The following is a 22126-nucleotide window of genomic DNA, read 5'->3' as shown; positions in this document are numbered from 1 at the left end:
AAGTAATCATCATGAAAATTGAGTTTACATCTCAACAAAAAGATGATACATCTAAATTTAGAGGTTTCGTCAACAAAGAAGTTGTACCTCACGCAAATTCCTCCGACCAAGAAGAGTGTACTTCCCCAAAACTTATAGAAAAGTTTGCTCACCAAGGATATTTGGGTGCTGTAATACCCGAAGAATTTGGTGGCAAAAGTATGGATATGATCACCTATGGTCTTCTGAATGAAGAAATTGGACGAGGATGTTCTTCTTTACGGAGTTTGCTCACAGTTCATAGCATGGTTGCTTCTGCTCTTTGTCGATGGGGTAATAAGTATCAAAAAGAGTATTGGCTGCCAAAATTAGCATCTGGTAAAGTTATAGCTGCTTTCGCCTTAAGTGAACCTAACGTAGGTAGCGATGCTAAAAGTATAGAAAGCACAGCAACACTTTCTGGTGACTCTTATGTTTTGAATGGACAGAAAAAATGGATTACCTACGGACAAATTGCAGATGTCTTTTTGGTATTTGCCCAATGTTCAGGAAAACCCTCTGCTTTTTTAGTTGAAAAAAATAGTCCAGGACTTTCAATACAACCTATTTCGGGGATATTGGGTGTTCGGGCTTCAATGCTCGCTCAATTAAACTTTCAAGATTGTCGAATTCCTCAAGAGAATCTGGTAGGCAGATTGGGTTTTGGTTTCTCTTATATAGCTTCTTCTGCATTAGATTATGGAAGATATAGTGTGGCATGGGGTTCTGTAGGTATTGCTCAAGCTTGTCTAGAAGCCTGCATTCAGTACACGAGCGAACGAAAGCAGTTCGGTGTTTATTTGAAAGAACACCAATTAATTCGGCAAATGATTACCGAGATGATAGTCAATGTCAAAGCAGCAAGATTACTGTGCTATCAAGCTGGCTATCTCAAAGAAGTTGGCGATCCGAATTCTATAACAGAGACTTCGATTGCCAAATATTTTGCATCTACAACAGCAACTCAAGTGGCAAATAATGCCGTACAAATTCATGGGGCTAATGGTTGTACTAATGAATATTCAGTTGCTAGATATTTGCGAGATGCAAAAATCATGGAAATCATTGAAGGAAGCACACAAATACAACAGATTGCCATCGCTGATTACGGTTATCAGGAGTATATATCAAAACCTGCTTTCACTCACCATCAATTCTCAAAACTTACTGGCAATGATGTGAGAATATGATTAGCACAAACACTGAAATTTCAAACGATCAACAAATAGAGAAAAAAGCTATCAAATGTGTAGTTTGGGATTTAGATAACACGCTTTGGGATGGTATTTTATTAGAGGATGACTGTGTTTACCTGCGAAACGAGGTAGTCGATATTATCAAAGCATTAGATGTCCGAGGTATTTTGCAGTCTGTTGCCAGTAAAAATGACTATGCCAGAGCAATGGAGCAGCTCCAGGAATTTGGGTTGCACGAATATTTTCTCTATCCTCAAATAAATTGGAACTCTAAATCGAGTTCTATTCAAGAGATTGCTAAATTTCTCAATCTTGGCATCGATGCATTTGCTTTTATCGATGACCAGTTATTTGAACTTGAAGAAGTCAAATTTTCACTTGCGGAAGTCCTTTGTATTAATGCAACTGATCTGACGCATTTCTTAAATAAACCAGAAATGAATCCTCATTTTATTACAGAGGATTCAAAACTGAGAAGACTAATGTATATTAGTGATATTGAAAGAAATAATTATGAAAAAGAATTTATTGGTACTCAAAACGAGTTTTTAGCTACACTTAATATGACTTTTACTATCTCTGATGCTCAAGAAGATGATTTACAAAGAGCCGAAGAGTTAACATTAAGAACTAATCAATTAAATACAACTGGTTATACATATTCATATAACGAACTGAATAATTTTCGACAATCCGATCAGCATAAAATACTGATTGCTAGTTTAGAAGATAAATATGGCAGTTATGGAAAAATTGGGCTAGCTCTTGTGGAATGTGCAGAGGTTGTGTGGACTCTGAAGCTTTTGCTGATGTCTTGTCGGGTTATGTCCAGAGGTGTCGGCACAATTATGCTAAATCATATTATGACATTGGCTAAGAACAATAATGTTCGTTTGCGGGCTGAGTTTGTTTCAAATAATCGGAATCGAATGATGTATATATCTTATAAGTTTGCAGGTTTTCAAGAAATTCAAAAAAATGGAGATTTGCAGATTTTAGAAAATGATCTAACCCAAATACAGTCTATCCCTGAGTATGTCAAGGTCCAAGTTATAGATTAAAAAGCATTGCTAGTTATCGTAGTTTGACAGGGGAGATTATGGATATAACAAAAGATGAAATTTTAAAACGACGATCAAAGCTTTCACTCAGTCAACAGGAGCTTCTCAAAAAGCGATTGCGGGGTGAAGTTGACTCTCAAGTAGAGATTATTCCAAAACGTTCTCAAATAAGTCCTGCTCCCCTATCCTTTGCCCAACAACGGCTGTGGTTTCTCCAACAGTTAGATCCCGATAATCCTTACTACAGTGAACTAGCATGTGTACAGCTGGTAGGTGCGCTTAACGTGGATGCGTTAGAGCGAAGTCTCAACGAGATTGTGCGACGCCATGAAGCGTTACGTACTACTTTTGAGATGGTTGAGGAACAAGCAATTCAGGTTATTCATCCTACTGTAACTGTGACCCTGCCACTGGTGAACTTGCTCTCGATGCCAGAAGCTGAAAGACATACACAAGTCGAGCGGCTAACAACAGAGATAGCTCAAAAACCTTTTGATTTAGTGACTGGCCCGTTGCTGCGAGTCATGCTGCTACAAAGAGGTGTCGAAGAATACTTGCTGCTGTTCACGATTCACCACATTGCCGTTGATGGTTGGTCTATAGGAGTGTTAATCCGTGAATTAGCAGTACTCTATGAAGCCTTTTCCACCAGCAAAATATCTCCTCTCCCTGATATCTCTATTCAATACGCAGACTTTGCTATTTGGCAGCGTCAGTGGCTACAAGGCGAATTACAAAAGACGCAACTTTCTTATTGGAAGCAACAATTGGCAGGCACTTCAACCTTGGCTTTGCCCACAGATCGCCCACGGACACCAGTCCAAAGCTTTCGAGGCGCAATTGCTTCTTTTGAGCTATCAGCAAGCCTAACCAATATGCTCAGATCCCTGAGCAATCAAGAAGGGGTAACCCTGTTTATGACGCTACTGGGAGCATTGCAAGCTTTACTGTACCGTTACACAGGGCAAGAAGACATCTGTGTTGGCTCTCCAATTGCTAACCGCAACCAAAGTGAGATTCAAGGGCTGATTGGTTTTTTTGTCAATACCCTTGTGCTGCGGACTTATCTTTCTGATAATCCAAGTTTTTTAGAATTGTTGAATAGAGTACGCGAGGTGTGTGTGGGTGCATACGCTCATGCAGATATACCTTTCGAGCAATTAGTGGAAGAACTTCAGCCAGATAGAAATCTCAGTCATATGCCTTTGTTTCAGGTAATGTTTGCCTGGCAGGAAGATACTCAAAAGGAACTGACACTACCTGGTTTGACTCTAAATTGGCTCCCGACGCACGGTCAGACTGCCAAATTTGATTTAACTCTGCACATAGTGAATGCAGAGCCAGAGTTGAGGGGCTGCTTAGAATACGACATCGACTTGTTTGATGCTGAAACTATTACTCGGATAGTAGAGCATTTTTGTACTTTGCTAGAAGGGATTGTTGCAAATCCACAAGCAAGATTATCTGACTTACCACTATTAACGGCAGATGACTTACATCAGCAGCTAGTGGAGTGGAATAACACTCAGGTTGAATATCCTCAACAACAATGTATTCATCAGTTGTTTGAAGCGCAAGTAGAACGCACGCCTGATGCAGTAGCAGTAGTATTTGAGGATAAACAACTAACCTACTACGAACTGAATGCTAGAGCAAATCAGCTAGCGCACTATCTGAAAAAGCTGGGCGTGGAACCAGAGGTATTAGTCGGGATTTGTGTAGAGCGATCGCTTGATATGGTCATCGGTCTATTAGCCATCCTTAAAGCTGGTGGTGCTTATGTACCGCTAGACCCAGCCTATCCACCAGAACGTTTAGCCTTCATATTGCAAGATGCTTCTGTGTCAGTGTTACTAACGCAGCAGCACCTAAAAGAGAATTTGCCACAACATCAGACTAGGGTTGTTTGTCTAGATACATATTGGGAAATTATAGCTCAGTCAAGTCAACAAAACCCAATCAATGACTGTACAACTGAGAACTTGGCTTATATCATCTATACATCTGGCTCAACAGGTCAACCTAAGGGTGTCTTAGTTAATCACAGCAATGTTGTTCGTTTATTCGCAACAACTGAATCCTGGTATAAATTTAATCAACAGGATGTCTTTTCACTATTCCATTCTATAGCCTTTGATTTTTCTGTTTGGGAAATCTGGGGGGCATTGCTGTATGGTGGACAGTTAATAGTAGTACCGTATTGGCTGAGTCGTTCACCTGAAGAGTTTTATAAATTGTTGTTAACACAGCAAGTGACTGTACTTAACCAGACACCTTCTGCTTTCCGTCAGCTGATACAGGTAGAGGAATCGCTGGGAAATAGTAACAACTTAAGCCTGCGAAAAGTCATTTTCGGTGGAGAAGCGTTGCAAATTGAGAGTTTAAGACCTTGGTTTGAACGTCATGGCGACCAGTCACCACAGTTAGTCAATATGTACGGGATTACGGAAACAACTGTGCATGTTACATATCGTCCGCTAACAATGGCAGACTTAGAAGTAGCATCAGCAAGTTTAATTGGTCGTCCAATTCCTGACTTGCAAGTTTATTTACTAGATAGATATGGGCAGCCAGTACCCATCGGAGTACCAGGTGAAATGTATATTGGTGGTGCTGGTGTGGTCAGGGGTTATTTAAACCGACCAGCACTAACTCCTGAAAGATTTATTCCTAATTGCTTTAGTGATAAACTCAATGCGCGTCTTTACAAATCCGGTGATTTAGCACGATATTTACCGAATGGAGACATTGAATATTTAGGTCGTATTGACCACCAAGTAAAAGTACGTGGTTTTCGGATTGAACTGGGAGAAATTGAGGCATTAATCAGCCAATACCCACCAGTACGAGAAACTGTAGTTATAGTAAGCGATGATTCAGGAGATTCTAAGCGAATAGTTGCCTACGTAGTTGCTCAAAAAGGACAAACACTGACAGTTTCTGAATTACGCAGCTTTTTAGAGTCAAAGTTGCCAAGCTACATGGTGCCAGCAGCTTTTGTCACATTGGAGGCACTACCGCTCACAGCTAATGGAAAGATTGACCGCAGAGCATTACCCACTCCTGACACTGCGCGACCTGAATTAGAAAAAGCTTTTGTCGCACCTCGCATAAAAGAAGAAAAAATACTAGCTGATATTTGGGCTAAAGTTCTTGGTATCAAGCAGGTGGGTATCCACGACAACTTCTTTTCCTTAGGTGGAGATTCTATGCGTAGCATCCAAGTTCAGTCTCAAGCACAAAAACATGGTTTAAATTTTTCAATACAACAGTTATTTCGATTTCAAACCATTTACGAACTTGCGAAAACTTTAGTGGCTGCAAAAGAAAGTAACATAAATGTAAAACCAGTTGAACCATTTAGCTTACTTTCTCAAGCAGATAGACAAAAGTTACCTGATGATTTAGAAGATGCTTACCCTCTAAGTCAACTTCAGGCAGGAATGTTGTTTCATAGTATTTCCAGCCCCGATACTGCAATCTATCACAACGTTACTAGCCTGCATCTGAAAGCTCCTTTTGACTTGGAGAAATTGCAGATTGCTATTCAAGAACTGGCGGTTTATCATCCTGTACTAAGAACTTCATTTGAACTGGAAAAATATAACGAGTTGATACAGCTTGTACATAAAAATATTTCTATTCCCTTACAGGTTGAAGACTTACGACACCTTTGTGTAAATGAACAAGAGAATGTTCTAGCAGTTTGGTATGAAGCTGAAAAGAGCCAAAAGTTTGACTGGACGTGCCCACCACTGCTACGCTTTCAAATTCATCGCCGCAGTGAAGAGACTTTTCAGTTTAGCTTTACCGAACACCATGTGATTCTGGATGGATGGAGCGTGGCTTCCATGATTACAGAGTTATTTAGGCGTTATTTATCTCTCTTGGGTGAAAACATTTCCTTTCCAGAATCTTCACCAACAACTGCGTATCGAGATTTTATCGCTCTAGAACGAGAAGTACTGAAATCAGATGAGTGTTTGCGGTATTGGCGTCAAAAGTTGTACAACAGCACGGTAACAACTCTCCCTCGCTGGTGGTTAAATTGTGATCAAGTTAGCAATATTTCTAGGAGCATTAGCGTACACAATGTTGAGTTATCTCTTAATGTTTCTCTTGCTTTAAAACAATTAGCTCAAATTGCTCGCGTTCCACTCAAGAGTATTTTGTTAGCTGCACACTTGAGAGTATTAAGTTTGCTAAGTAGCCAGACAGATGTTGTCACAGGTTTAGTGTCAAATGGTCGATTAGAAGAAGTAGATGGAGAGCGGATTCTCGGACTTTTCCTTAATACCTTACCATTTCGTTTGCAACTATCTGGAGGAACCTGGTTAGACTTGGTGCAAAGAACCTTTGACACAGAGCGGGAATTGTTACCACATCGGCGGTATCCCCTAGCAGAGTTACAAAGGATTTTAGGTCAGCAACCTTTATTTGAAACAGCGTTTAACTTTACTAACTTTCACGTTTATCAAGGTATAGTAAGACTGAACGAAGTTCAACTATTGAGTAGTAAATATTTTGCAGTAACAAATTTTGCACTTTGTACTCAATTTAGTTTAGACGAATTTTCATCTGAGATTAATTTAGATTTGGAATATGATGTCAGACAGTTTAGCTCCAAACAAATTGAAGCTATTGGTGGTTATTATGCTAGAACACTTGCCGTAATAGCAGCAGAACCCAAGAGACGCTATGAGTCTATTTCTCTGCTTTCCTCACAGGAACAGCATCAATTAATGGTTGAGTGGAATGATACTCAAGTTGAGTATCCTCAAGATCGATGCATCCATCATTTGTTTGAAGCTCAAGTAGAACATACACCCGATGCTATAGCAGTGGTGTTTGAAGACCAACAGTTGACTTACCGTGAACTCAACGCCAGAGCTAACCAATTGGCGCATTATTTGCGTTTATTGGGAGTAAAACCAGAAGTATTAGTGGGAATTTGCACAGAGCGATCGCTCCACATGATCATCGGACTATTAGCCATTCTCAAAGCAGGTGGCGCATACGTACCATTAGACCCTAGTTACCCTAAAGAACGCCTAGCCTACATGTTAGAAGACTCCCAACCAAAAGTCTTATTAACACAACAGCAGCTAGTAGAGAATCTCCCAACTTACACAGCTAAACTAGTTTGCTTAGACAGCAACTGGGAACTCATCGCCCAACACAGCAAACAAAATCCAGATTACCATCCCAGTAACGATAACCTAGCTTACATCATTTATACCTCCGGCTCCACAGGCAAACCAAAGGGGGCGATGAATACCCACAGAGGAATTTGTAACCGCCTGCTGTGGATGCAAGACCAATATCAACTCACGGACACAGATCGAGTTTTACAGAAAACACCATTCAGCTTTGATGTTTCAGTCTGGGAATTCTTCTGGCCATTAATCACAGGTGCGCGGTTAGTAGTAGCACAACCAGAAGGACATCGAGACCCCAATTATTTAGTAAATGTCATTGCACAGCAGCAAATTACGACTTTACATTTTGTCCCTTCGATGCTGCAAGTATTCCTGGAAGCCGAAGGTTTAGAAAAATGTCAATCTCTGATGCGGGTGATAGTTAGTGGTGAACCCTTACCAGTACAATTGCAACAACGCTCCGGCGATCGACTCAATGCCCAACTGCACAATCTTTATGGGCCAACGGAAGCGGCTGTTGATGTCACTTTTTGGCAGTGTCAAGATAGTGTCACCAACCAAAACACAGTTCCTATAGGTCGCCCAATTGCCAATATCCAGATTTATCTGCTGGATGAACATCTCAACCCAGTACCCATCGGCGTACCAGGTGAATTATATATCGGTGGTGTAGGACTAGCTAGAGGCTATTTCAACCGCCCCGACTTGACAGCAGAAAAATTTATCCCTAATCCCTTCCAAAGAGGCAGGGGAGCAGAGACAAGTCCCAGCGCAGGCTTCCAACCATCGGAACTTCTCCCAAGGGGAGACGCGAAGCGCGAACGGAGGGAGCAGGGGAGCAGGGGAGGGAAACAAGACCAATCCTCAAATTATTCCGAACGCTTGTACAAAACAGGCGATTTAGCCCGTTATTTACTCAATGGAGAGATTGAGTTCATTGGTAGGATTGACTATCAGGTTAAAATTCGTGGTTTCCGCATCGAACTCGGAGAAGTTGAAGCACTGATTAACCAATACTCAGGAGTGCGGGAAACCGTAGTTGTGGCCACAGATGCTCAAAATTTAGTAGCCTATGTAGTCCCACAAACAGAACAAACACTGGTAATTTCTGAACTGCGTCACTTCTTGGAGTCAAAGCTACCAAACTACATGGTACCAGCAGCTTTTGTCACACTTGAAGCACTACCTCTCTCACCAAATGGTAAAGTTGATCGCAAAGCTCTAAGAGCACCTGATACAGTACGTCCCCAACTGGAAGCGGTTTATCAGCCACCCCAAACTGAGGTGGAACAAACTATTGTTGATATTTGGCAAGAAATACTGAATCTTGAGAGTGTAGGAATTCATGATAACTTCTTTGAACTCGGTGGTCATTCATTGCTTCTAGTTCAGGTTCATAGTAAATTACGCGAAGCATTTAAAAGTAATGTATCCATTATCGAGCTGTTTAGATATCCGACCATAAGGTCTTTAGCAGAATATTTTAGTCAAATCAAAAATCTACCACAGTCCTATTTGATAGAAATTCCCTCTGAAAAAATTTTACATGGTAAAGTTCAACAAAGAAAGCGTCTACAAAAGCTTAAATCTATCGACAGCATCTAAAGAATGGCTCGAATAATCTCAGAGGCTGTTTGTAAAGGATTATGAAGGTCAGCATTTAGGTGTTCTGATCTGTTTCAACATCACATGAACCATACTTACAACTGATGCGATCACCGCATTTCTACCCTTTACATTTCTTTAGAAATAGCCTCCGCGAGTACGGAATATGGGGTCAAATGTCACTGATTTGTGAGAAAAATCGAGAAATACTTGCAATTGCTTACCATTTAATTTATCTTTATTCTCGTACTGATAGTAATTGTTCTCAATAGATAAAGGCTATTTATTGCATTTTAGTAGTATTTCTAAATATATTGAGTAGCAAATGACACTTAAAGAGTTATCTAACATTTTTTTAGTGACGAGTTCTATTTGGCTTTGGGGTGTAATGAGCGCAACTGCTCAAGAAGTATCTAAACCAGAGGTAAAGAGTAAATCTGTTGCATCGATACTACGTAATTCACGTTCAATTAGAGAGATTCGCCAACTCGGTGAGATAGAATTTCCCAGCACTAGCGCCCAAATGTTAGTGCAGTCACCAGCACCAGAAGCAGCACCCTTGTCAAAAGTTATCCAAGTTACAAGAGTGCAAGCTAATCCCACTGACAAAGGTGTAGAGGTAATTTTACAGACGGCTCAGGGAGAACAACTACAAATCAACAATCGCAGTGCTGATAATAAATTTATTGCTGACATTCCCAATGCCCAACTGCGTTTACCTAGTGGCGATGCCTTTATATTCCGCTCGGAAAAACCAGTTGACGGTATTACTGAAATAACAGTTACAAATCTAGATGCCAATACTATCCGGGTGACAGTTACGGGTGAGGTGGGATTGCCAAAAGTAGAGTTATTTGACAGCAATGAGGGTTTAATTTTTGGCTTGACACCTGCTGTAACAGCGACACAGCCTGAGCCGGAACAGCCAGCAAGTGAGACACCACCAGAGAAACCATCGGCACAAAATGATCAGCCGATTGAATTAGTCGTGACGGGAGAGCAAGATAGTTATCGCGTACCAAATGCCAGCGTGGGTACACGAACCGATACGCCCCTGCGCGATATTCCCCAATCGATTCAGGTAGTGTCTCAAGAAGTACTGCGCGATCAAAACGTCAACAACCTAAATGAAGCCTTAAGAAACGTGAGTGGAGTAACTACAGGCACTCCTCCACAAGCCTTCGGAGGCGCTGGGTATACAATTCGAGGTTTTAGTACGTCAAGCCGCAATGGTAGCAGTTTTCTCAGAAATGGACTAAGAGAGGGTGGAGATATACTATCGGATTTTACCCCCAACATCGAAAGAATCGAAGCACTCTTAGGTCCGGCTTCTGTGCTTTACGGGGGGGCTAATCCGGGTGGCACTATCAACATAGTGACGAAACAACCCCTCAGAGATCCCTTCTATGCCATTGATGCCACCATTGGCAGTTATGACTTTTATCAAGGTGCTATTGATTTGTCTGGACCATTAAATGACTCCAGAACACTGTTGTATCGCCTCAATGTAGGCTACCAGGATACAGGAAGCTTCATTGATTTCTATGACAGAAGTATCTTCACTATTTCACCCGTCGTGAGTGTGGCGATTGGAGAGCGAACTCGCTTGACCCTGGAAGGTGAGTACACAGAAAGAAGCACTCTTGCTTACTCAGGCTTGCCAGCAGTCGGTACAGTACTCCCCAACCCCAATGGTCAGATCCCGCGCGCTCGTTTCACTGGAGAACCTGAGGGTGTTATTGATGCATCTCTTACCAGAGTAGGATATCGGTTGGAGCATCAGTTCAGCGATAACTGGTCATTACAAAATGTATTTTGGGCAAGAATTCAGAGAAATAGACCCGGAAATGAGTTCTATCCGATTATTGTTGGTCTTGCCGACGACGATAATCGAACCTTAAATCGTAATGCGATTATCAATACTGTTGATTATGACGACTACGACCTAGCCACTAACCTGACTGGCAAATTCTCAACTGGGTCAATTAAGCATCAGCTACTCCTTGGGGTCGATCTGAGTAGCTCGTTCTTAGGATTTGAGAGGTATACTGCACCTGCACCAATAGATATATTCAACCCTGTGTATGGGCTTGTTACTGGACCTTTCGCTTTAGCTTTTGATGGTGCAGGATTAACAAAAACTCTGGGGATTTATGTTCAAGACCAGGTGACGCTAACAGAAAATCTCAAGTTGTTGCTAGGCGGGCGATTTGATGTGTTTGACCAAACCAATCGTTTTCTGAGTGATACCACTAGTCAATCGGGGGATGCCTTCACTCCGCGTGTCGGTATTGTTTATCAACCCATTGAACCCATTTCACTTTATGCCAGCTATAGTCGCTCATTTTTCCCAAACAGCGGCACGACTTTTGATGGTAGTCCATTCCAACCAGAGCGTGGCACTCAGTATGAAGTTGGGGTCAAGGCAGATTTGAATGAGAGAATTTCTACAACACTTGCTTTCTATAATCTGACTCGCTCTAATGTTTTGACTCAAGACCCAAATAATCCAGATTTTTCGATTCAAACAGGTGAGCAGCGCAGCCGGGGTATCGAATTCAACATTGGGGGTGAAATCTTAAAAGGGCTGAATGTGATTGCAGGTTATGCTTACACGGATGCCACAATCACCAAAGACAATACTTACACACCAGGTAATCTCCTCAACAATGTCCCAAAAAATAGTTTCAATTTGTGGACGAAGTATGAAATTCAATCTGGTAGTCTCAAGGGACTCGGCTTTGGTTTGGGATTATTCTATGTGGGCGATCGCCAGGGAGATTTAGAGAATAGCTTTCAGTTGCCGAGCTATTTACGTACTGATGCTGCTATTTCCTATAAACAAGGACAGCTCCGCGCTGCCGTTAATTTTAGAAATCTGTTCAATGTGGATTATTTTGAAAGTTCTTCTGGTCTATCGGAAGTTTATCCTGGTGAGCCGTTCACCGTGCAGGGCACGATTTCGTGGGAGTTGTGACCCCTCCCCAACCCTTCCCTTACCAAGGGAACGGAGCCAAAACTACTGTTGTTCCCCCAAGGGAGTAAAGTGAAGTGAATTTGTGTAGTGAGGTTTACGAATGAGCAGGTGGATCGACAACTGGATGGAGTTTTCTAGACGATCGCTCAGACGATTTGTCAATTATGGCAATCAACCCCACCCTAGCCCTGCCCTTGATCGAGGCAGGGAACAAACACCAAAATCTCCCCTTTGGAAAGGGGGATTCAGGAAGGCAAGACAACGATTGCTATTAATACTTACAATCGCGATCGTCTCAGCCTGTAGCACCAGCGCGATTGAGCATTAGGTATTGAATATCAGATGGATCTGGAGAAAATATTACTGCTGAAGCCTGATTTAATCCTGGCTTGGGATGGGTGGGAAAACAATTTATCCTCTGCTTACTCAAATTGCCCCTACGGTAGTGGTTCCATCGAATAATATGCCAAGTTGGAAAGAACGCTTTAAATTTATCGCTGAGGTATTCTGAAAAATTAAAGTTTAAATCCCCAATACTTAGTTGGATTTCAGATTTTGGCTTTAATATTTCTCTCACAAAAGTAAAGTAATGAAAAATGCTAAAACGCAAATCTAAAATTGTTTGACTTTATGCTGAAGGCATTGGCTCTAGATTACAGATTTGTCACTAATCAAAATTACTAAGTCTGTTGAAAACATTTTAAGGAATCAACACGCATTATGAGTATTCAAACAACACCTAATTCAATAAATGGTTCAGAAATAGCAATTATTGGCTTAATGGGACGTTTTCCAGGATCTAAAAATATTGAAGATTTTTGGGAAAATCTTCAGATGGGAAGAGAATTAATCTCTTTTTTCTCTGAGGAAGAACTGTTATCTTCAGGGATCAGTTCATCTACACTAAATAACCCTAATTATATAAAAGCGCGGGCTATATTAGAAGATGCAGAATTATTTGACGCTTCCTTCTTTGGCTTTAATCCCAGAGAAGCAGAAATAACCGATCCACAACACCGACTTTTCCTAGAGTGTGCTTGGTCAGCTCTGGAAAGCGCTGGATATGATTCACAAATTTATAAAGGTGCCATTGGTGTTTATGCTGGAGCTGGTTTAAGCAGCTACTTACTTAATGTTTACTTAAATCAAAATATTATAGACTCTATCGATCCTCTGCAACTCATGGTAGCAGGTGACAAAGATTTTTTGACCACGCGCGTTTCTTACAAACTCCATCTAGAAGGGCCTAGTTTTACTGTTCAAACTGCCTGCTCAACTTCATTAGTTGCAGTTCACTTAGCTTGTCAAAGCCTACTGAATGGTGAATGTGATATCGCTTTAGCTGGTGGAGTTGCTATCAGTGCATCAAGAAAAGCTGGATATATGTACACAGAAGGGGGAATAATGTCTCCTGACGGACATTGCCGTGCGTTTGATGCTAGGGCACAGGGTTCTGTGAGTGGTGAAGGTGTAGGTATTGTAGTGCTGAAGCGATTAGAAGATGCTCTTAACGATCGCGATCGCATTTATGCTGTAATCAAAGGATCGGCTATCAATAATGATGGTTCATTCAAAGTCAGCTACACAGCACCCCGCATCGATACCCAAGCAAAAGTAATTAGAACAGCCCAAATAGTAGCCGAAGTAGAACCGGAAACTATCACTTATGTTGAAACTCATGGTACAGCAACAGCCTTAGGAGATCCCATTGAAATTGCTGCCCTGACACAAGCTTTTCGCTCTAGTACCCAAAAGAAAGGATTCTGCGCCATTGGTTCCGTCAAAACCAATATTGGGCATTTGGATACTGCGGCTGGTGTAACGGGATTAATCAAAACCGTTCTGGCACTCAAGCACAAACAAATACCTCCCAGCTTACACTTTACTTCGCCTAATCCCGAAATTGACTTTGCCAATAGTCCTTTCTACGTCAATACCACACTTTCCGAATGGCAAACAAATGGCACTCCCCGACGTGCAGGAGTTAGTTCCTTTGGGTTAGGGGGAACCAATGTCCATGTAATTCTCGAAGAAGCCCCGGTTGTCGAAGCTTCCAGTTCTTCTCGCCCTTGGCAGTTGTTAACGCTATCTGCCAAAACCAATTCAGCCCTGGAAACAGCTACAACAAACTTAGCTAATTATTTGCGAGAACACCCTGATTTAAATCTTGCCGATGTGGCTTATACATTGCAGGTTGGGCGCAGAAATTTCGACTATCGGCGTGCAGTTGTCTGCCGAGATATTCAAGATGCTGTCAACGCACTTCAAGAACCAAAGCGAGTTTTTACCAGTACTCAGAAAACTCAGGAACGCCCTGTTGCCTTCATGTTTTCTGGACTGGGAACTCACTACGTTGATATGGCTCTTGAACTTTACCAAACTGAGCCAACATTTCGTACCTCAGTTGATCAATGCTGTGAACTCCTCAAACCCCACCTTAATCTTGATTTGCGAGATGTCCTGTATCCCAGTAGAAACAGTGAGAATGGAAATAAGCAAAAGCAAAATACTCTCTATGCTGGGCTAGATTTGCGAAAAATGTTAGGTCGTGGAACGGAACAAGCAGATCTACGTACTCAAAAGCTGAATCAAACTTTTCTCACCCAACCAGCTATTTTCGTCATTGAATACGCTTTAGCTCAGTTATGGATATCTTGGGGAATTCGTCCGGCGGCAATGATTGGCTACAGCATCGGTGAATATGTAGCGGCGACTCTAGCCGAGGTTTTATCTCTGGAAGATGCTTTAACCCTAGTAGCGAAAAGAGCGCAAATGATTCAAGAGTTGCCAAGTGGGGCAATGTTGGCGGTTGGGCTTTCAGAGGAGGAAATACAGCCTCTGTTGAATGATCAAATCTCCATGTCTGCAATCAACGGGTCATCTTTGTGTGTGATTGCAGGTTTCACAGATGCTATAGAAGAATTGGAACGGCAGTTGAGTGAACAGGGTTTAGTTGGGAAGCGTTTGCAGACTTCCCATGCTTTTCATTCTGTGATGATGGAGGCGATCGCACCTACCTTCCACGATTTAGTCAAAACCTTTAGCCTCAAACCCCCGAAAATCCCCTATTTATCCAACGTCACGGGAACTTGGATTACAGCAGACCAAGCAACAGATCCCAGTTATTGGGTGAAGCACCTCTGCCAAGCAGTACGCTTTGCAGATGGAGTGCAAGAGTTGTGGAAAAAAGATCATCCGATTTTATTGGAGGTTGGCCCTGGTCAGGCATTAAGCAGTTTCGCATCGCAATGTCTAGAAAATCACGATAGAGCCAAGTCTGTGATGCTCTCTTCCCTGCGGCATTCCTACGAGCAACAGTCAGATGTCGCCTTTTTAATGAATACATTAGGTCGCCTGTGGCTGGCAGGGGTAAAAGTAGATTGGTCTGGTTTTTATGTTCACGAACAACGCGATCGCATTCCCTTACCGACGTATCCTTTTGAACGCCAACGTTACTGGATTGATGCCAATCCTGAAGCTAACTTGGCTACGCGATCACAGCAAACATTACATAAAAAACCAAATATTGCCGACTGGTTTTACATCCCTTCCTGGAAACGATCTGGGCACTTAGCATCAAAACCAACACAAAAGTTATGCTTGTTAGTCTTTATTGATACTATTGGCGTGAGTTTACAAGTTGCTAAACAACTGGAATTAGAGGGGCATGATGTCATTACTGTGAGGGTTGGAGAGCAGTTTACCCAGCTAGGCGATCGCTCTTACGAAATTCGTCCACAAGCGAGCTGTGACTATGATACCTTGCTGAAAAAACTATGGGATTTCAAACCAAATGCGATCGCCCATTTTTGGAGTCTGATCCCCAACACACAAACAGAATCACCTCATCAGTTTTTTGAAGAATGTCAGAATTTAGGTTTGTATAGTCTGCTTTTGCTGGCGCAGGCATTGGGAAAACAAGAAGTTACCGACGATCTGCAAATTCTGGTAGCAACTAACAATGTGCAAGAGGTGAATGGCGATGAAGAGTTGTGTCCAGAAAAGGCAACTGTCATTGGAATTTGTAAGGTGATTCCCCAAGAGTATCCCAACATCACCTGTCGTCATATTGATGTAGTCATTCCGAAATCAGGGACACCCCAAGAAAATCAACTCATAGACCAACTTGTAACAGAACTCACTCAAACGGCATCTGAGAACATGGTTGCCTACCGTGGCAAACATCGTTGGGTGCAAACTTTTGAACCAATACAACTTGAAAAGCCAAATAAAGAAACAATTCCTATCAGGCAAGAGGGAGTATATTTAATTACTGGTGGTCTGGGAGATATTGGCTTGGTGCTGGCAGAATATTTAGCCCAAACAGCGGGTGTCAAGCTAATTCTCACAGGGCGTTCAGGTTTGCCTGCAAAACTAGAGTGGTCGCAATGGCTAGCGACTCATGATGATAACGATGATATCAGACGCAAAATCCAGAAAGTGCAAGCATTAGAAGCATTGGGTGCGGAAGTTGTGATTTGCCGCGCCGATGTTGGCAACCTAGAACAAATGCAAGCAGTAATGACTCAAGTATTAAACCGCTTTGGTGAGATTCATGGTGTCATTCATGCTGCAACGGTGAGAGTGTACAACACTGTTCAACAGATAAGTAAAACTGAGTGTGAAACTCAATTACGCTCTACAGGCTATGGATTATTTGTATTAGATAAGATACTACAGGGAAAACAGCTTGATTTTTGCGTAGTCATATCGTCATTAGCATCTGTTTTGGGGGTACTGGGCATGGCTGCCTATCCAGCAGCGCACATATTCACGGATGCTTTTGTACACAAATACAATCAAACAAGTTTTGTTCCTTGGTTGAGCATCAATTATGGCGACTGGATTACTCAGGAATTCTCTGAATCAATCACTGTGCCTAAAGGTGCGGACTCCATGATGACGCGGCAAGAAGGTCTGGAGGTTTTTAAACGTGCTTTATCTACGAATAAGTTTACTCAGATAGTCACATCAACTGTAGATTTGCAAGCTAGTATCAAGAGATGGATTCAACTTGAATTTCGTCAAGGTTCTCAACTGGCATCAAAAACCAGTTCCGCTTCATCTTATTTAAGACCTAATTTAGATAATGCCTATGTTGCTCCTAAAAGTGAGGTAGAGGAAACTATCGCTAATATCTGGCAAGAACTCCTTGGTATTAAACAAATAGGTATTCACGATAGCTTTTTTGAGTTGGGTGGGGACTCTGTGCTTGGTATTCAAGTCAGTGCCAGAGCCGCTAAAGCAGGTTTTCGGCTGACTCCTCAACAATTATTTGAGCATCAGACGATCGCCAAACTAGCAGAGGTAGTAACCACAACCCGAGTTGTCCAGGCTGAACAGGGTTTAGTAACTGGCCTAGTACCCCTTACGCCTGCTCAACACCAGTTCTTTGAATTGAATCAACCAGAACCCCATTACTGGAACCAAGCAGTTTTGTTAGAGGTACTTCAATCTCTGAATCTAGCTTTGTTAGAGCAAACATTGGAGCAATTATTAATACACCACGATGCACTTCGCCTTCGGTTCACACACTCTGAGTCTGGCTGGCAGCAGGTCAACACTAGGCCCCAAGAAGTAGTGCCGTTTACACAGATTGATTTGTCGGCATTGTCATCAAAAGATCAAAAATCTGCTATGGAGGTAGCCGCCGCCGAAATCCAAGCCAGTTTAAACCTCTCAGAAGGACCGATTGTGCGGTTTGCCCTTTTTGAACTGGGTACCAATAAGTCAAGCCGCTTGCTAATCGTCATCCACCACTTGGGAGTAGATCCCGGCTCTTGGCGAATCTTATTAGAGGATCTCCAGACTGCTTATCAGCAGCTCAGTCAGGGTCAGGTAATTAATCTGCCACAAAAGACATCCTCCTTTAAGCAGTGGTCTATTCGGTTAGAGGAGTATGCTCAGTCAGAAAAGTTGCAGAAAGAACAAAAACGTTGGCTGAACGAACGTCATAAGCAGGTTTCTCCTTTACCCATAGATTACCCTAGCGGTGTAAACACTGTAGCGTCAGAAGATCAAATTGTGTCAGTAGCTTTCAGCGAACAAGAGACTCAAGCGCTGCTTCAGGAGGTTCCAAAAGTCTATCGAACTAATACACAAGAGGTTTTGCTTACTGCCCTTGTACAGGCTTTTAGACAATGGACAAGCGTGAACTTGCTACTGATTAATCTCGACGAAAATGGGCGTGAGGTAAGTACAAGTGGTATAAATGATGTAGATATATCAAGGACAGTAGGTTGGATCACTACTACTTATCCTGTACTTTTAGATTTGGAAAGAGCAGACAATCCTGGCGATGCATTGAAAGTTGTTAAAGAACAACTTCGTAATGTTTCTAACAAGGGCATTGACTATGGAGTGTTACGCTACCTGAGTCATGATACGGTACTGACTGAGAAAATTCGATCCCTTCCCCAAGCAGAGGTGATGTTTCTCTACCTTGGTCAAATTGGTAAAAGCTTGCCTCAGAATTCTTTGTTTAAATGGACGGAAGAATCACCAGGACCGACGACCAGCCCCCAAGCAATTCGGCCTTATCTGTTACAAATAACTGCGTCAGTTACTGAAGGTCAGTTGCAACTGAATTTGAACTACAGCAAGAATATCCATAAACGTAACACAATAGAAAAATTGTCTAACAATTTTGCCAAAGCGCTCAAGTCTCTCATCACCCATTGTCAGTCTCCCGAAGCAGGGGAGTATACTCCTTCTGATTTTTCGGCAGCAAACATCAATCAAGAAAATTTAAGCCGATTACTAGCTCAAGTTGGTCAATTAGACAGGAGTAATTTCTAATGAAACAAAATAATATTGAAGATATATACGAACTTTCACCCATGCAGCAGGGTATGCTTTTTCACAAGCTTGTTGCACCTAATTCGGTGGTGTATTTTGAGCACGTTTATTTCACCTTGCAAACTCAGCTTGATGTCTCAGCCTTCCAGAAAGCTTGGCAGCAAGTTGTAGATCGCCATCCAATTTTGCGTACCTCTTTCTATTGGGATAATCTTGATAAACCTTATCAGGTCGTTTATCAGCAAGTAGACTTGCCTTGGGAATTCCAAGACTGGCGGCAATTATCTTTGCAAGAGCAACAAAAGCAACTAAAAGCTTTCTTAAAAGCAGATGGCGATCGCGGGTTTGAACTTTCCCAAGCTCCTCTCATCCGCCTAACGTTGATTCAACTGGCTGATGACACTTATGAATTTGTTTTCAGCTTTCACCACATCCTCATGGAAGGATGGTCTATAAACTGGTTGTGGAAAGAATTCTATGAGTTTTATAATGCTTTTTGCCAAGGTCAAGATTTACATCTAGAACGCCCGCGTCCCTACAGAGAATATATTGCTTGGCTACAGCAGCAAGACCTGGATAAAGCAGAGGCTTTTTGGCGGCAGAAACTCAAAGGATTCACATTACCAACACCAATTGTGGTCGGTAATACTTCTGCTAGCTTTTCTGACCAAAAAGAAGATTATCAAAGGCAAGAAGTCTTGGTATCGGAAACTATGACAACTGCCCTAAAATCCTTGGCACGAAAACATCATCTGACCTTAAATATCTTAATTAAAGGAGCTTGGGCTTTACTTTTAAGTCGTTATAGCCAAGAGTCAGATATAGTTTTTGGATCTACATCTTCAGGGCGACCGACTGCGCTAGCAGATGCAGAATCTATGGTCGGACTCTTTATCAACACACTGCCGCTACGAGTACAAGTGGATAATAATGCTTTTCTCTTACCTTGGTTGAAAAAGCTGCAAGCTGAAGAAGTTCAGATGCGTGAGTACGAATATAGCCCGTTACTCAAAATTCAACAATGGAGTGAGATACCCCGTGGTCTACAATTATTTGATAGTATTTTAGTTTTTGATAATGAGTTAGTAGATTACAATCAAGGAGCGCTTGCTCAAAGCATAGGGGTTGTAGAATCTCAGTTATTGGGCGAATCTAAGTCATTTTTTGACTGGACAAACTACCCTATCAGCGTGAAGGTAGTGCCTAAATCAGATTTATTGAATCTGTTGATTTCATATGATACCCGTCGCTTTGATAGTGCTACTATTAGTCGGATGTTGGGGCATTTCCAGACTTTATTGGAAAGCATAGTTAGTAATCCCGAACAACGAATTTCAGATTTGCAATTACTAACCTCATCTGAAGTACAACAGTTGTTAGTTGAATGGAATGATACCAAGACAGACTATTCTCAAGATAAGTGCATTCATCAATTGTTTGAGGCACAGGTAGAAAAAACACCAAATGCGATCGCAGTCGTCTTTGAAAACCAGCAACTAACCTACCGCGAGTTGAACAACCGAGCGAATCAACTAGCGCACTACTTGCAACAGCTAAGAGTAAAACCAGAGGTACTGGTGGGAATCTGCGTAGAGCGATCGCTCGATATGATCATCGGTCTGCTAGGCATCCTCAAAGCCGGTGGTGCCTATGTACCCCTTGACCCAACATATCCCCAAGAGCGATTAGCTTTTATGCTCAAAGATGCCCAAGTGTCAGTGCTACTAACTCAGAACAAGTTACTACCTAAACTTCCTGAGAATGACGTACACATTGTTTATCTTGATACAGACTGGGGGGAAATCTCACAAGAAACAGAGAAAAAACCCGACAGTAGTGTTACACCTTTGAACTTAGCTTATGTTATTTACACTTCTGGTTCTACAGGCAAACCTAAGGGAGTGCAGATTGCACATCGGAACCTAGTTCACTCAACTACTGCTCGTATTACTTACTACCAAGAACCAGTTACCAGCTTCTTATTGCTTTCTTCGTTTGCCTTTGATAGTTCTGTTGTCGGTATTTTTTGGACACTTTGTTCTGGAGGAATTCTTTGTCTTCCCCAAGAAGGTTTACAACTGGAGATACCAAAACTGGTAGAGTTAATCGCCCAAAATCACGTTTCCCATCTATTAAGCCTTCCTTCTCTGTATGCTCTCCTGTTCCAGGAGGCAAAACCGGAACAGTTAACATCACTTCGTACCGTCATTGTTGCGGGTGAACCTTGTCCAACAGAGTTGGTGCAACGTCACTACCAGTTAAAGTCAGAAACACCTCTGTTTAATGAGTATGGACCAACGGAAGGAACAGTGTGGAGTAGTGTATATCACTCCCACTCTCGACAAACTAGAAAGCAAGTCTCGATTGGTTGGCCAATTACTAATACGCAGATATATATACTTGACTCTCATTTGCGTCTTGTTCCCATTGGCGTTAGCGGCGAACTCTATATCAGTGGCGACGGCTTGGCTAGAGGTTATCTCAATCAGCCTGCTCTAACTAGCGAAAAGTTTATTCCCAATCCCTTTGGCGATAAATCAGTCGCACGTCTGTACAAAACAGGAGATTTAGCCCGCTATCTACCCAATGCAGAGATAGAGTACATTGGTCGCATCGATCACCAAGTTAAAATTCGTGGTTTTCGCATTGAACTTCCAGAAATTGAAGCAGTCATTAGCCAACACCCAGCAGTGCGAGAAACTGTAGTTGTCGTTCGTGAAGATTCAGCAGATTTTCAACGTTTGGTTGCCTATCTTGTCCTTCAAAAAAAGCAAACACTAACGATTACTGAACTGCGTCGCTTTTTAGAGTTGAAGCTGCCAAACTACATGGTGCCAGCAGCTTTTGTCATGCTAGAAGCCCTACCGCTCACACCTAATGGTAAAGTGGATCGCAAAGCGCTGCCTGCACCTGATAAAGCACGTCCCGAATCGGAAGCGGTTTATCAACCACCCCAAACCGAGGTAGAAAAAACTATTGCTGATATATGGCAAGAATTACTTCATGTCGAGAACGTAGGAATTCATGATAACTTCTTTGAACTCGGTGGTCATTCATTGCTCTTGGTTCAGGTTCATAGCAAGTTGCAAAAAATATTTGAGCGAAATTTCCCCTTGGTGGAAATGTTTCAATATCCAACTATCAGCCATCTAGCTAAATATCTTAGTCAGGAATCAAGCGAACAACCGTCTTTTACACAACATTCTCGTCGTCCTGAAAGCAGAACAGCGTCAGTACAACAACGCAAACAAGCTACAAAAGAACATCGTTCAGCGACAAAAAACAAGGGTGTTTAATCACAAAAATAAAGTA

General features: G+C 42.0%; 7 protein-coding genes. All 7 read left to right on the top strand.

The annotated features are described in order from the left end of the window. The first annotated feature begins 11 nt into the window (after positions 1–11). The gene (locus tag HWQ40_RS24140; RefSeq protein ID WP_292782803.1) at positions 12–1208 is read left to right on the top strand and encodes an acyl-CoA dehydrogenase family protein; all 1197 of its coding nucleotides are present in this window, start codon (positions 12–14) and stop codon (positions 1206–1208) included. Then, positions 1205–2275: an HAD family hydrolase gene (locus HWQ40_RS24135; protein WP_292782801.1), complete on the top strand. Its 1071-nt coding sequence runs from the start codon at positions 1205–1207 to the stop codon at positions 2273–2275. Before HWQ40_RS24140 ends, HWQ40_RS24135 begins: the two co-directional genes overlap by 4 nt. A 38-nt stretch (positions 2276–2313) precedes the next feature. After that, positions 2314–9039 carry a non-ribosomal peptide synthetase gene (locus tag HWQ40_RS24130; protein ID WP_292782799.1) on the top strand — a complete coding sequence of 2242 codons (6726 nt, stop codon included), beginning with the start codon at positions 2314–2316 and terminating at the stop codon, positions 9037–9039. A gap of 325 nt (positions 9040–9364) precedes the next feature. After that, entirely contained in the window at positions 9365–12016 is a 2652-nt protein-coding gene (locus HWQ40_RS24125) for a TonB-dependent siderophore receptor (protein ID WP_292782796.1), read from the top strand. Between the two features lie 100 nt (positions 12017–12116). Further along, positions 12117–12344 (top strand): hypothetical protein, encoded by a 228-nt coding sequence (locus HWQ40_RS24120; protein WP_292782793.1) that lies wholly within the window; start codon positions 12117–12119, stop codon positions 12342–12344. 392 nt (positions 12345–12736) lie between these two features. Next, entirely contained in the window at positions 12737–18814 is a 6078-nt protein-coding gene (locus HWQ40_RS24115; protein WP_292782790.1) for a type I polyketide synthase, read from the top strand. Next, complete coding sequence (locus HWQ40_RS24110; protein ID WP_292782787.1) at positions 18814–22110, top strand: amino acid adenylation domain-containing protein; 3297 nt, start codon at positions 18814–18816, stop codon at positions 22108–22110. The genes HWQ40_RS24115 and HWQ40_RS24110 overlap by 1 nt, the downstream gene beginning before the upstream one ends. Positions 22111–22126: the final 16 nt, after the last annotated feature.

Source organism: Nostoc sp. NMS9, assembly GCF_017114995.1.
GTDB lineage: Bacteria > Cyanobacteriota > Cyanobacteriia > Cyanobacteriales > Nostocaceae > Nostoc.
The sequence above is the reverse complement of the archived record's forward strand: the minus strand, read 5'-3'. Positions and strand labels throughout refer to the sequence as shown.

Excerpts from the sequence above, each read along its gene's own strand:
- HWQ40_RS24140 (WP_292782803.1), top strand. The coding sequence starts at position 12 with ATGAAAATTGAGTTTACATCTCAACAAAAAGATGATACATCTAAATTT.
- HWQ40_RS24135 (WP_292782801.1), top strand. The coding sequence starts at position 1,205 with ATGATTAGCACAAACACTGAAATTTCAAACGATCAACAAATAGAGAAA.
- HWQ40_RS24130 (WP_292782799.1), top strand. The coding sequence starts at position 2,314 with ATGGATATAACAAAAGATGAAATTTTAAAACGACGATCAAAGCTTTCA.
- HWQ40_RS24125 (WP_292782796.1), top strand. The coding sequence starts at position 9,365 with ATGACACTTAAAGAGTTATCTAACATTTTTTTAGTGACGAGTTCTATT.
- HWQ40_RS24120 (WP_292782793.1), top strand. The coding sequence starts at position 12,117 with ATGAGCAGGTGGATCGACAACTGGATGGAGTTTTCTAGACGATCGCTC.
- HWQ40_RS24115 (WP_292782790.1), top strand. The coding sequence starts at position 12,737 with ATGAGTATTCAAACAACACCTAATTCAATAAATGGTTCAGAAATAGCA.
- HWQ40_RS24110 (WP_292782787.1), top strand. The coding sequence starts at position 18,814 with ATGAAACAAAATAATATTGAAGATATATACGAACTTTCACCCATGCAG.